11 protein-coding genes are annotated in these 12,004 nt (G+C 58.6%); 2 read left to right on the top strand and 9 right to left on the bottom strand.

Annotated elements, in window-relative coordinates:
- Positions 1-26: 26 nt before the first annotated feature.
- The gene (gene coaE / locus LSG25_RS18480; protein WP_232742338.1) at positions 27-638 is read right to left on the bottom strand and encodes a dephospho-CoA kinase; all 612 of its coding nucleotides are present in this window, start codon (positions 636-638) and stop codon (positions 27-29) included.
- Positions 639-656: 18 nt separating this feature from the next.
- Positions 657-1,364, bottom strand: coding sequence for an A24 family peptidase (locus LSG25_RS18475; RefSeq protein ID WP_232742337.1), 708 nt, complete (start codon positions 1,362-1,364; stop codon positions 657-659).
- A 69-nt stretch (positions 1,365-1,433) separates the two neighbouring features.
- Between LSG25_RS18475 and LSG25_RS18470 the strand changes: the two genes are divergently transcribed.
- Positions 1,434-2,096, top strand: coding sequence for a copper resistance protein NlpE N-terminal domain-containing protein (locus tag LSG25_RS18470; protein WP_232742336.1), 663 nt, complete (start codon positions 1,434-1,436; stop codon positions 2,094-2,096).
- Positions 2,097-2,152: 56 nt separating this feature from the next.
- Here the strand turns inward: LSG25_RS18470 and LSG25_RS18465 are convergent, their stop codons facing one another.
- The 4 genes from LSG25_RS18465 to LSG25_RS18450 form a co-directional block, all read right to left on the bottom strand.
- The gene (locus tag LSG25_RS18465; protein WP_232742335.1) at positions 2,153-2,371 is read right to left on the bottom strand and encodes a response regulator transcription factor; all 219 of its coding nucleotides are present in this window, start codon (positions 2,369-2,371) and stop codon (positions 2,153-2,155) included.
- A gap of 79 nt (positions 2,372-2,450) precedes the next feature.
- Positions 2,451-3,293, bottom strand: coding sequence for a pantoate--beta-alanine ligase (gene panC, locus LSG25_RS18460; RefSeq protein ID WP_232742334.1), 843 nt, complete (start codon positions 3,291-3,293; stop codon positions 2,451-2,453).
- 33 nt (positions 3,294-3,326) lie between these two features.
- The gene (locus tag LSG25_RS18455) at positions 3,327-4,205 is read right to left on the bottom strand and encodes a ScpA family protein (RefSeq protein WP_232742333.1); all 879 of its coding nucleotides are present in this window, start codon (positions 4,203-4,205) and stop codon (positions 3,327-3,329) included.
- Positions 4,206-4,214: 9 nt separating this feature from the next.
- The gene (locus tag LSG25_RS18450) at positions 4,215-4,403 is read right to left on the bottom strand and encodes a DUF3460 family protein (RefSeq protein WP_232742332.1); all 189 of its coding nucleotides are present in this window, start codon (positions 4,401-4,403) and stop codon (positions 4,215-4,217) included.
- Positions 4,404-4,469: 66 nt separating this feature from the next.
- On the opposite strand from LSG25_RS18450, the gene LSG25_RS18445 reads away from it, so the two are divergent.
- Positions 4,470-5,921 carry a DHA2 family efflux MFS transporter permease subunit gene (locus LSG25_RS18445; protein WP_370635915.1) on the top strand — a complete coding sequence of 484 codons (1,452 nt, stop codon included), beginning with the start codon at positions 4,470-4,472 and terminating at the stop codon, positions 5,919-5,921.
- Positions 5,922-6,007: 86 nt separating this feature from the next.
- On the opposite strand, the gene LSG25_RS18440 is transcribed toward LSG25_RS18445, so the two are convergent.
- From LSG25_RS18440 to LSG25_RS18430, 3 genes are all read right to left on the bottom strand, one after another.
- Positions 6,008-6,844, bottom strand: a complete 837-nt coding sequence (locus LSG25_RS18440) for a helix-turn-helix transcriptional regulator (RefSeq protein ID WP_232742331.1) — start codon at positions 6,842-6,844, stop codon at positions 6,008-6,010.
- A 13-nt stretch (positions 6,845-6,857) separates the two neighbouring features.
- A complete protein-coding gene (metH, locus tag LSG25_RS18435) occupies positions 6,858-10,631 on the bottom strand; it encodes a methionine synthase (protein WP_232742330.1) in 3,774 nt (1,257 codons plus the stop codon).
- Between the two features lie 280 nt (positions 10,632-10,911).
- Entirely contained in the window at positions 10,912-11,832 is a 921-nt protein-coding gene (locus LSG25_RS18430) for a LysR family transcriptional regulator (RefSeq protein WP_232742329.1), read from the bottom strand.
- Positions 11,833-12,004 lie beyond the last annotated feature (172 nt).

Raw genomic sequence — 12,004 nt, 5'->3', positions numbered from 1 at the left:
TTTTAACAATCGGCACCGCTTACCGATCAATTCTGTTGTATTGCCCAAAGACACCAGCGTTCATGCACCTGGCGCGCACGCCGGGAGAGCTCTGCCAGTGTCGTCTGCGCATCGTTGAGTACGACGTCGTCGGCAAGCGCCAGCCTATCCTTACGCGAAGCTTGCGCTGACATAATACGCGCAATAGCTTCGGACGTCAGCCCATTGCGAGCCTGAACCCGTGCGATCTGGGTAGCGGGATCGCAGTCGACCACGCAAATCCGGTCGACGCGGTCGCGCCATCGCCCCGACTCCACCAACAATGGCACGACAAACACAAGATAACATCCCTGCGCCCGATCGGCACGCTCTTGTGTAACGACACTTATCATTGGATGAAGAATGGCTTCCAGCTGCCCGCGCGCGTCCGGGCTGGAAAATGCCAGTTCGCGCATTTTTTTCCGGTCCAGCGAACCGTCGGCCGCAATCATTGCCCGCCCGAACCGGCGCCGGATGGGCTCAATGGCACCTCCCCCGGGAGCCGTGAGCTCATGGGCGATCACATCGGTGTCGATGACAGCGGCGCCCCATTCCTGAAAGAAATCGGCAACGCGGCTTTTCCCGGATCCTATGCCTCCGGTCAATCCTATCTTGTACATATGGCCTGACCAGATTTTCTACCAAAAACAAGAATGTACATCAGGACGGAGTATCAGCGCGGCCGCGCCGCTGGCGGCCAAAAACGGGCCGAAGGGATAGGAGGCGGCCAGCCCGAAGCTTTTCTGGCGGCAAAATGCCCACGACACGCCCGCAATGCACGCTGCCAGCAAGACATAAGGCAAGCTGACAACACCTACCCAGGCGCCCAGGGCGGCAAGCAGCTTGAAGTCGCCATAACCCATGCCTTCGCCCCGACCCATCCAGGAAAACGCCCGGAACAACAGCCATAAAAATCCGTATCCGGCCACCGCGCCCGCAACGGAATCGTGCAGGGAAACCGCGGATCCCATCCAGGCCACCGCCAGGCCCAGCCACAGCAATGGCAGCGTGAGCGCATCGGGCAGCAGGCCTAGCTGCACATCGATGACGGCCAGGATCAGCAGCATATTAAGGGCAATGCCGACAGCCCAGAACTCGGCATCGAGCCCCACCCTGCTTTGCAAAACAGAGGTCAGCAGCGCCAGGACCGCTGCCGCGCCATAGCGCGCGCAGGCCGGCAAGCGTAAGAACCCGGGGGTTGGGCTATCCGTGCCAAAACGGGCGGCAAGACGGACACCGTAGCCACAGGCAAAGCCCGTGCTCCACCAGGCCGACAATGCGCCAGCCAGTGCGCCGGCAAGGCCGCTCCCATACCCCGCCCACACATTGCCAGGAATCGATCCCATTGCCTGCCCCCCAACAATGGCAATAAATGCGTAGAATGCTTATTGCCTCTATTCGATGGAACTTCTGTCATGCATGCCTTCGCTTCACGCAAACTGCGCCCAATTCTATATGCCCTGAGCATCACGGTATCGGCTGTGATGCTCGCCGGCTGCGCACAGCAGCGTGCCGCCGGTTTTTACGATCAACCACGCGACAACACACAGCACGATGCCGAGGCCCAGGCACAGGGCCGGGCGTACACACGGGCGCCATCGCAGATCCAATTGGGCTTTGGCAATACCCAAAAACCGAATCAAGGCGGCGAAGCCAGCCCCCAGGCCGAGTCGGCCGTTCCGGCAAGCACCAGGCCTTTGACTGAAGCCAAAACCTTTTTAGGAACCATCCCGTGCCTGGCCGACAGCAACGCCTGCTCGGCCACCCGGATCACCCTTACGCTGGCACCCAGCGGCGAATGGCGGGCCCGCACCGCATTCCTTGGCGGCGCCACCGCCAACAAGAAAATAGTTCAACAAGGCTGTTGGGAAGTCGTAGGAACCACGCCCCTGCGGATTGTGCTGCAACTGAAAAACCGCAACACCAAGGCCAACCTGACTTTCGTCACCGACAACCTGCTGCGTATCAACAGCATCGATAGCATCACACCCAATCTGGACTACCGCCTGACCCGGCAAGCCGATGTCGATGCGATCAGCGAGCTCAATAAAGAACCCGCAATGCAATGCGGCAATTGAACGATAAAGGGCACTAGGCCATGGGGGCCCGGCACACAGCCGGCCGTCCCCAAGAACTACGCCGCCAGTACGCAATGCGTCAGCTCGACGGCGTTTCTGACCTGCAGCTTCTGGAAGACCCTGGCGCGATGGGCTTCGACGGTGCGCTGAGACACGCCGAGTTCGGCGGCAATAATTTTGTTGGGCTTGCCCATTACCACATAGGCCATGACATCCCGTTCGCGGGGGGTCAGCACGGCAAAACGCTCGCTGTCTGAATCGAAAACATTATTCATGCCGGTCTCCTCTGTAAAAACATACGGAGGATTCTGTCATGAGTTTCTGGGAAAGTCGCCTGTCATTTCTTACAGAAATTCAGATTTCCAGATTGTCGATCAAGCGCGTGCTGCCCAGCCTGGCCGCCGCCAGAACCACCAGCGGTTCGCCCGCCCCGATTTCTCCAACCGTCGGGGAATTGAGGTCGCGCTGCCGGCGCAAGGATACGTAGTCGACCTTCCAGCCGCGCTCACTCAGGGCAGCGACAGCCTGCCCCTCCAGGTCGGCCTGATCGGCGCGGCCCGACTTGATTTGCGCCTGTATTTTTTGCAAGGTGGCATACAGGACATGGGCCTCGCGGCGCTCGTCGGGCTTCAGGTACATATTGCGCGACGACAGCGCGAGCCCGTCGGTATCGCGCACTGTTTCGTGGGCCAGAATGTCCACCGGCAATTGAAACTGCCGGCACATATTGCGCACCACCATGAGCTGCTGGTAGTCCTTCTTGCCGAAAACCGCGACACGCGGCTGCACACAGGAGAACAGCTTCATGACCACCGTGCTGACGCCGGTAAAAAACCCTGGACGGAAGTGGCCTTCGAGTATGTCGCCGAGATCGGCTGGAGGCTGGACCTGGTAGTTTTGCGGCTCCGGATACATTTCCCGTTCATCGGGCGCAAACAAGACATACACATCGCGCTCGCGTTCCAGTTTTTCGATATCGGACTGCAAGGTGCGCGGATAGCGATCGAAATCCTCATTCGGTCCAAACTGCAGGCGATTGACGAAAATACTCGCCACCACAGGATCGCCATGCTGGCGGGCCAGTTTCATCAGCGACAAATGGCCATTGTGCAAATTGCCCATAGTCGGCACGAACGACACTCGCAACTGGCCACGCAGTTGATCACGCAGTTCTTCAATCGTGTGAACGACTTTCAAAAGGCTCTCCGTCTTGTAAGGGTTGGGCCGGATTCATGCCTGAGCACGGGTATACGACAAACGCACATAAATCGGCGCGTACGGCGCTGCCTGAGTAATATCGAGCAGAGACTCCCGTGCCAATTCGAGCATGGCCAGAAAATGGACGACAATTATCGCCGTTGTATCGCCTTCGTGGGCCCGCTCCATGAACAACTCGGTAAATTCCATGAAACGCACATCGCTCAAGCGGCGCAGGATCTGGCTCATGTGATCGCGCACCGATAACTGTTCGCGCGTAATGTGATGATGCGCGTTCAACCGTGCACGGCTCATGATGTCCAGCCAGGCAGTGCGCAAATCGTCGGGGCTGACGTCCGGCAGCATCCGCTCCACGCTCAAGTCCATCAACGCATGCGTACGCAAGAAATCCCTGCCTATTTGCGGCAGGGCATCGAGTTTTTGCGCAGCAAGCTTCATTTGCTCGTATTCGAGCAAACGGCGCACCAGTTCGGCACGCGGATCGTCGGGCTCTTCGCCGGTATCGGTCTTCTTGACCGGCAGCAACATGCGCGACTTGATTTCGATAAGCAAGGCGGCCATCAGCAGGTATTCGCCGGCAAGCTCGAGGTTCTGGTTGCGGATCTGCTCGACATACGACAAATACTGCTTGGTGACCTCGGCCATGGGGATGTCGAGCACATTGAAGTTTTGCTTGCGTATCAGGTACAGCAGCAAATCCAGTGGCCCCTGGAAGGTTTCCAGAAATACTTCCAGGGCATCCGGCGGAATGTAGAGATCCTGCGGCATGGCAAACAGAGGCTCGCCGTACAGGCGAGCCAATGCCACGCTGTCGACGACGTCGGGAGTGCTGTCGATCACAGGCTCGACCAGGGCATCCAGGTCGCCGACCGGCACGGAAGACACGGACATCGGGACCGCTTAGTCGGTTTGATAGACGTAGGGACGCTGGGGAACGCGCGCCACCCGAAAACCGTCAAGGGTCTCCGAATCGAGCTGTTTGTCCCACAAACGAGCCCGGCCGTCGCGCTGCCGCGCCTCGGTGTCGGGATGCTCGGATTTATAGTTCTTCAGAAACTGGGTAATTTCCGATTCGTAATTCTTGGCCATAATACCTAAGGAATTTGATAATCAGGTTTCAAGTTTACTTCAGTCAAACAAAGTTAGAATCAGGCAATGGATCCCAGCCCCCGTTTTTCCCCCACACAGCCCCTTTCCGATCGCGAACGCACTGCGATTCGAATGATTCCCTTCATCGTGGGTTGCGCTCTGTTCATGCAAATGCTGGACTCCACCGTCGTGGCAACGGCGCTGCCCGTCATGGCGACTTCGCTGCATTCGACGCCTGTACAGATGAACGTGGCCATTACCAGCTATTTGCTCGCCACGGCGGTTTTTGTACCGATCAGCGGCTGGGCGGCCGACCGGTTTGGCGCCAAACGGGTATTTATGGCCGCCATTCTACTATTTACCCTGAGTTCGATAGGCTGCGCCATGTCGCATAACCTGGCGCAGCTGGTCGTAGCCCGCATTGTGCAAGGCATGGCGGGCGCCATGATGGTGCCGGTGGGCCGAGTCATCATGCTGCGCAAAGTCCCGAAAACCGAACTGCTCAAGGCAATGGCCTTTTTATCGCTGCCCGCCCTGCTGGGGCCAGTCATCGGACCACCTCTGGGTGGTTTTTTAGTGACTTATGCCTCCTGGCACTGGATTTTCCTGATCAACATCCCGGTGGGAATCCTGGGAATTGCGCTTATCCTGCACTATGTACAGGACGATTACCCCGATTCCAGACCCAAACTGGACTGGCTGGGCTTTCTTCTCAGCAGCATTTGCCTGGCGGCACTGGTTTCCGGCTTCGAAGCCATAGGCCACAGCTCCATGCCGATGGTCAATCTGCTCTTGCTGGTGGGTACGGGCCTGGTCTGCGGCCTTTTATACTGCTGGCACGCCAAACATGCCGAATATCCAATTATCGACCTGAATCTGCTGCGCACCCCCACCTTTGCCATCTCCGTCCTGGGAGGCAATTTGTGCCGGTTCGCGGTCGGCGCCACCCCTTTCCTGCTGGCCATCCTGCTGCAGGTCGGCTTTGGCCTTTCCCCCTTTTCGGCCGGCATGATCACCTTTACCAGCGCCGTGGGCGCCATGATCATGAAATTCGTAGCCACCCCCATCATCCAGCGCTTCGGCTTCAAGCGTATCCTGATGTTCGACGCGCTGATCGCGGGCGCCTTCGTGGCCTTGTGCAGTCTGTTCCGGCCCGAAACACCCATATGGATCATGATCGCCATCCTGGTCGTGGGCGGTTTTTTCCGTTCCTTGCTTTTCACCGCCGTCAATACACTGACCTACGCCGACATCAGCTCCGAAAAAATGAGCCGGGCCAGCAGCTTTGCCGCCATGGCCCAGCAACTGGGCATCAGTCTGGGAGTCGGCTGCGCAGCCGTTACGCTCAACCTCAGCATGGGCTGGCGCGGAGCTACGCACCTGGATCTGATCGACATTATCTGGGGTTTTGTAGTCATAGGCGTGCTGACCGCCCTGTCGTTCTTTTCGTTCCGGCGCCTGGCGCCCAACGCCGGCGATCACTTGCACCAAAACAAGAAACTGCCTCGTACCTCCTGAAACAGTCTCCGTATTACATGACGAATCCGCGCCCTGGCCGTTAATGCCGCCGCGGGCGGCCACAAGGGTCGCTCCCGCCGACGCCATCACGCAAGGCCCTGGCCGTCCGTCAATAAAATCACCAATTTGCAGTCCGGGCGGGTAGCCAGGCGAAACGTGATTTGCCTGTAGATCAAGGCGCCCAGCTCCGGATGCCTGAACTCGCGCCGCCCGCCCTCGCGCTCCACGACTGTCTGGCGGGTCCACCAATGGGTGAAAACCGGGCTGGTCTGCAGCAGATCGTCAACCAAGGCCCGCACATCGGGCTCGTCGGCGTGCGGGCCGGCGTCGGCGCGGAACTCGGCGACCACACGGCGCGCGCGCTGCTCCCAATCGACCACCAGATCGCGCGCCGCGGCGTCCTGGAAAATATAGCGCAGCAGATTGGGCTGCGTACTGCGGTCGGGCCAGCCGTCGAACAGGCGCAGCAAGGGCTCATTGCGCGCCAGCACATTCCAGCAGCGATCCAGGATATAAGCCGGCGCGGTAATACTGTGAACGCACTCGGTCAGGTCCGAAGGCAGCTCGCCGGGCTGTTCACGGCCATGATCGGGATCGGTACACTCGGCCAGTTCAAACAGATATTGCCGTTCGCCACGGACCAGTTGCAGGACATTGGCCAGCCGCGCCCAGACCCCCGGCGAAGCCGACACATCGCGCCCCTGTTCAATCCAGGTGTACCAGGTGACGCTGATGCCGCACAGTTGGGCCAGCTCTTCGCGCCGCAAGCCGGGAGTGCGGCGGCGCGTACCCGCCGGCAGCCCCACAGTTTCAGGCCTCACGCGCGCGCGCACGCTGCGCAGGAAGTCGCCCAGGGCGCGCCGCCGCGCGGAGCTGGCCTGGATATCGGCGGCTGCCGACGCGCCGGGCAGTTTGTCGGGCATTATGGCGCCTCGGCTATCTCAGGGTGCTGGCCAGCGTCCGGCGCACGTCTTCCTCGCTGCGGCCGCTGCGCTGAACATAATCTTTGACCTGATCATCGCCTATGGAACCCACGTTGAAGTATTGCGATTGCGGATGGCTGATGTAAAACCCCGACACGCTGGAGGCCGGATACATGGCATAGCTGTCGGTCAGCTGCATGGAAATATCTTCGCACTCGAGAACCTTGAACATTTCTTTCTTGATCACATGTTCGGGGCACGCAGGGTAGCCCGGGGCAGGCCGTATGCCCTGGTATTTTTCGGCAATGATCGATTCGTTGTCGAGGGTCTCGTCAGGCACATAGCCCCACAAGTCCTTGCGCACCCGCGCATGCAGGCATTCGGCAAAGCCCTCGGCCAGGCGATCGGCAATCGATTTGAGCATGATGCTGGAGTAATCGTCGTTATCGGCCAGAAAGGCGGCGTCGTGTTTTTCGATCCCCAGTCCGCCAGTGACTGCGAACAGGCCGATATAATCGGCCACACCGGTTGATTTGGGGGCGATGTAATCGGCCAGGCATTTATTGTCCACGCCTTCACGCTTGACCGTTTGCTGCCGCACATTGCGCCAGGTAAACAGGACGTCGGAACGAGACTCGTCGCGATATATCTCGATGTCTTCGTCGTTGACCGTATTGGCCGGATAAAACGCCACCACGCCGTTGGCAGTAAGCCAGCGGCCTTCGATGACTTTTTTCATCATGGCCTGGCCTTCGGCAAACACTTTTTTCGCCTGTTCGCCCACTACCTTGTCCTCGAGAATGGCCGGATACTGGCCAAACAGGCTCCAGGTCTGGAAAAAGGGCGTCCAGTCGATGTAATGCAGAACATCGGACAAATCGTAGTTCTTGAACGTACGGCGTCCAATGAACTTGGGACGCGGCGGCGTGTAATTGGCCCAATCGATATGCGGCTTATGAGCACGCGCCTCGGCCAAAGTGACCAAGGGCGTTGCCTTGCGGTTGGCATGGCGGGTGCGCACCAGTTCGTATTCCTCGGCCACTTCGGCCGTGTACGCATCGACCTGGTCCGACATCAGGTTGGTGGCCACCCCTACGGAGCGGCTGGCGTCGGGCACGTAAATAACCGGGCCTTCGTAATTGGGCGCGATCTTCACGGCCGTGTGCACGCGGCTGGTGGTCGCCCCGCCAACCAGCAAGGGCAGCTTGCGGCTGCGGAAATACTCGTCGCGCTGCATTTCCGAGGCCACATAAGCCATTTCTTCCAGGCTGGGCGTGATCAGGCCCGACAGGCCCACCATATTGCAATTCTCTTCCTTGGCCTTGGCCAGGATGTCGGCACAGGGAACCATCACGCCCATATTGATGACTTCGAAATTATTGCACTGCAACACCACGGTAACGATGTTCTTGCCTATGTCGTGCACATCGCCCTTGACCGTGGCGATCACAATCTTGCCCTTGGCGCGCACATCGCCGCCGGCAGCGGCAATCTGCCGTTTTTCTTCTTCGATGAAAGGAATCAGATGCGCCACGGCCTGTTTCATGACGCGGGCCGATTTGACCACTTGAGGCAGGAACATCTTGCCGGCGCCGAACAAATCGCCCACCACATTCATCCCGTCCATGAGCGGGCCTTCGATCACCTCGATGGGGCGGCCGCCCTTGTCGGCGATCTTCTGCCGGACCTCTTCGGTATCGTCGACAATGAAGGTGGTAATACCCTGGACCAGCGCATGCGAAAGACGCGCCTCCACCGGCTGATCGCGCCAGGCCAGATCTTCTTCCTTCTTGGCCCCCGAACCCTTGAACGTTTCGGCCAGTTCGACCAGACGCTCGGTCGAGGTGCGCTCATCGGCCGGGTCGGTCTTGCCCAGCGGCTCGGCACGGTCGAGCACCACGTCTTCGACATACGCCAGCAGCTTCGGGTCGACGTTCGCGTACACGCCAAGCTGGCCGGCGTTGACGATGCCCATCGTCATGCCTTCCCTGATGGCGTAATACAAGAACACAGTGTGTATGGCTTCGCGCATCAGCTCATTGCCGCGAAACGAAAAGCTCACGTTCGAGACGCCGCCCGAAATTCGCGCGTGCGGCAGGTTGTGGGTGATCCAGCGGGTCGCCTCGATGAAATCGACCGCGTAGTGATTGTGTTCTTCGATGCCGGTGGCAATGGCGAATACATTGGGATCGAAAATAATGTCTTCGGGCGGGAAGCCGACTTCGTCGACCAGCAAGCGATAGGCACGTTCGCATATCTGCTTGCGCCGCTCGATACTATCGGCCTGCCCTTGCTCGTCGAATGCCATGACGACCGCCGCGGCGCCGTATTTGCGGCAAAGCCTTGCATGATGAAGGAAAGCGTCGACGCCTTCCTTCATGGAAATCGAATTCACCACCGATTTACCCTGCACACAACGCAAGCCCGTCTCGATAACCTCCCATTTGGAGCTGTCGATCATGACCGGTACCCGGGCAATATCGGGCTCGGACGCGATCATGTTCAGGAACCGATGCATGCACGCGGCCGAATCCAGCATGGCCTCATCCATATTGATGTCGATGATTTGCGCGCCGTTTTCAACCTGCTGGCGCGCCACCGCCAAGGCTTCTTCGTACTTTTCTTCACGGATCAGGCGCAGGAACATCTTGCTGCCCGTCACATTGGTGCGCTCGCCCACGTTGACGAACAGGGAATCCTCGTCAATAGTCAAGGCTTCCAGGCCGGACAAGCGGGTCTTGACTGGAATGACCGGCACCTGCCGCACCGGCAAGCCGCTGACCCGGTCGGCAATCGCCTTGATGTGTTCGGGGGTCGTGCCGCAGCAGCCGCCGGCCATATTGACCAGGCCGGTCCTGGCGAACTCTTCGAGCAGCGACGAGGTGTCGGCCGGCGTCTCGTCAAAGCCGGTCTCGGCCATGGGGTTGGGCAGGCCCGCATTCGGGTAGACGCAAATATAGGTATCGCATATCTTGGACAGCTCGGCCACATAAGGCCGCATCAACGCCGCCCCCAGCGCACAGTTCAGGCCTATGGTAATAGGCCGCGCATGCCGCACAGAATTCCAGAATGCCTCGACCGTCTGCCCGGACAGAATGCGCCCCGACGCATCGGTGACCGTGCCCGAAACCATGACAGGCAGCCGCACGCCGCGCTCTTCGAACACGGTTTCCACCGCAAAAATGGCGGCCTTGGCATTCAGGGTGTCGAAAATCGTTTCGATCAGCACCAGATCGATTCCGCCATCGAGCAGACCGTTCATTTGCTCGGTGTACGCTGCGCGCAACTCCTCGAAGCTTACATTGCGCGCACCCGGATCATTCACGTCGGGTGAAATCGAAGCCGTTTTAGGCTGCGGGCCCAAGGCGCCCGCCACAAAGCGCGGCCTGTCCGGCGTGCTGTATTCATCGCAGGCCGCGCGCGCCAGCTTGGCCGACTCCAGGTTCAGCTCGTAGGCCAGTTCGCCCAGGCCGTAATCGCCCTGCGCAATCGAGGTCGCCCCAAAGGTATTGGTTTCAATGACATCGGCGCCCGCCGCAAGATACTGTTTGTGAATTTCCAGAACGATGTCCGGGCGCACCAGCGACAACAGCTCGTTGTCGCCCCTGACGTCTTTGTAGTGATCCGCAAAGCGACTGCCCCGGAACTCGATCTCGCTGAGCTTGTACTGCTGGATCATGGTGCCCATGGCGCCATCGAGGATCAATATGCGCGAAGCCAGAAGACGCGCGAACTCGGCGCCACGGGTGTACGAAGTGATCGGATAGGGCAATGTAGGATAGGACACGTATTTACCTGAAAGCAGAAGAAGCGGGCACATTTGCGCCGGGACGGACCATGGCCGCCCAGGCCGGATTGATCGAAATTATCCCTGTATTGTATCTATATCGTTTCCGCGGCCGAGGCAAGACCCTGTCGGCACCACGGTTCTGGCAGGAACAGAGGGGGCCTGATGTCCTCCCGGCATCGCGTTGCAGGGCCACCCGTTGAAGTGGCCGTGACATGCTCATGGCGCCAAGGGCCGCTCCTACAGATGCAGCCCTGCGGGCATTCGATCAGGCCAGTTGTTATTTTCCATAGGACTGTTCCCTTAGAAACTCACTGGCTTCCTGGGTGCATTTGATAATTTCCTGAATGATGGCCTGGTCTTGATCGCAACGGCGGGCAATCACAAAATCGAGCCGTTCCACCGCCAATTCTTTCGAAATCGACAGCAGGCGCCCGTCCTTCATATGCTGGATCACCATGCTCTCCGGCAGAACTGCGATACCCACGTCATTGGCCGCAAGCTCGACAATACTCTGCACGCTGTCCGACGTATTGATATTTTTCGGTGCCACACCATACTTGCGCAGCATTTCAACCGCCAGCGGATACATATATGAAGGCCGGGCCACACACCAAATAGGATAGCTTTCGAGAATTTCCTTTACGCTCGCACATTTCTTCTCGGCCTCCGCCAGCAGCTTCCTGCCTATCAGCCAATGCAGATCGACTCCGCCCAGGTTCGTCGCAGTGATCTGGTTGCTATCGGCCACCGCGGCAAGGATCGCTACGTCCAACTGCCCGACTTCGAGCTTGTGCCGCATGTTCACGGTAAGCCCAACTTCAATCTCATAATTTACGCCCGGCATTTTTTCTTTCAAATGCGCCATCAGCCTCGCGAGCCAGGTGACAGCGACAATTTCGCCGACTCCCATGCGAATTAGTCCAGTGGCCGCAACGGGATTCTCAAGAGAAATGACCAAGTCTTCAAGCCGATTGAGCAGCGGCTCCGCCCGCTGCACCAAGTCGCGACCCTGTATCGTGAGTTCCATGCGCCTGCCTTGTTGCCTGAATACACGTACCCCCACGGCATCTTCCAAGTCTTTGATACGCTTGGATATGGCGGGCTGGGTTAAATTGAGCCGTTCGGCCGCGGCGGTAAAAGAACCGAGCCGGGCAATCCAGCAGAGTGTTTCGAGATTGACGAGGGTTAGCCGACGCATTAATAAAAGTTATTAATAAAGCAAAAAAAATGTCATTGGTAATTATACATTGCACTCAGTAAGATTCACACACAGAAAAGAATAGTCATGCGCAATCCGCACCCATGAATCCTTGGTAATGGGCTAAGTGCAAATCTGCGCGCAGGCAGTATCCACCGGTAGCTAAGGCCAG

It is taken from the genome of Paralcaligenes sp. KSB-10, assembly GCF_021266465.1.
Classification (GTDB): domain Bacteria; phylum Pseudomonadota; class Gammaproteobacteria; order Burkholderiales; family Burkholderiaceae_B.
This window is presented reverse-complemented; position numbering and strand designations above follow the sequence as displayed.

Coding starts and splice junctions, on each gene's coding strand:
- coaE (WP_232742338.1), bottom strand. CDS start 638: ATGTACAAGATAGGATTGACCGGAGGCATAGGATCCGGGAAAAGCCGC.
- LSG25_RS18475 (WP_232742337.1), bottom strand. CDS start 1,364: ATGGGATCGATTCCTGGCAATGTGTGGGCGGGGTATGGGAGCGGCCTT.
- LSG25_RS18470 (WP_232742336.1), top strand. CDS start 1,434: ATGCATGCCTTCGCTTCACGCAAACTGCGCCCAATTCTATATGCCCTG.
- LSG25_RS18465 (WP_232742335.1), bottom strand. CDS start 2,371: ATGAATAATGTTTTCGATTCAGACAGCGAGCGTTTTGCCGTGCTGACC.
- LSG25_RS18455 (WP_232742333.1), bottom strand. CDS start 4,205: ATGTCCGTGTCTTCCGTGCCGGTCGGCGACCTGGATGCCCTGGTCGAG.
- LSG25_RS18450 (WP_232742332.1), bottom strand. CDS start 4,403: ATGGCCAAGAATTACGAATCGGAAATTACCCAGTTTCTGAAGAACTAT.
- LSG25_RS18445 (WP_370635915.1), top strand. CDS start 4,470: ATGGATCCCAGCCCCCGTTTTTCCCCCACACAGCCCCTTTCCGATCGC.
- LSG25_RS18440 (WP_232742331.1), bottom strand. CDS start 6,844: ATGCCCGACAAACTGCCCGGCGCGTCGGCAGCCGCCGATATCCAGGCC.
- LSG25_RS18430 (WP_232742329.1), bottom strand. CDS start 11,832: ATGCGTCGGCTAACCCTCGTCAATCTCGAAACACTCTGCTGGATTGCC.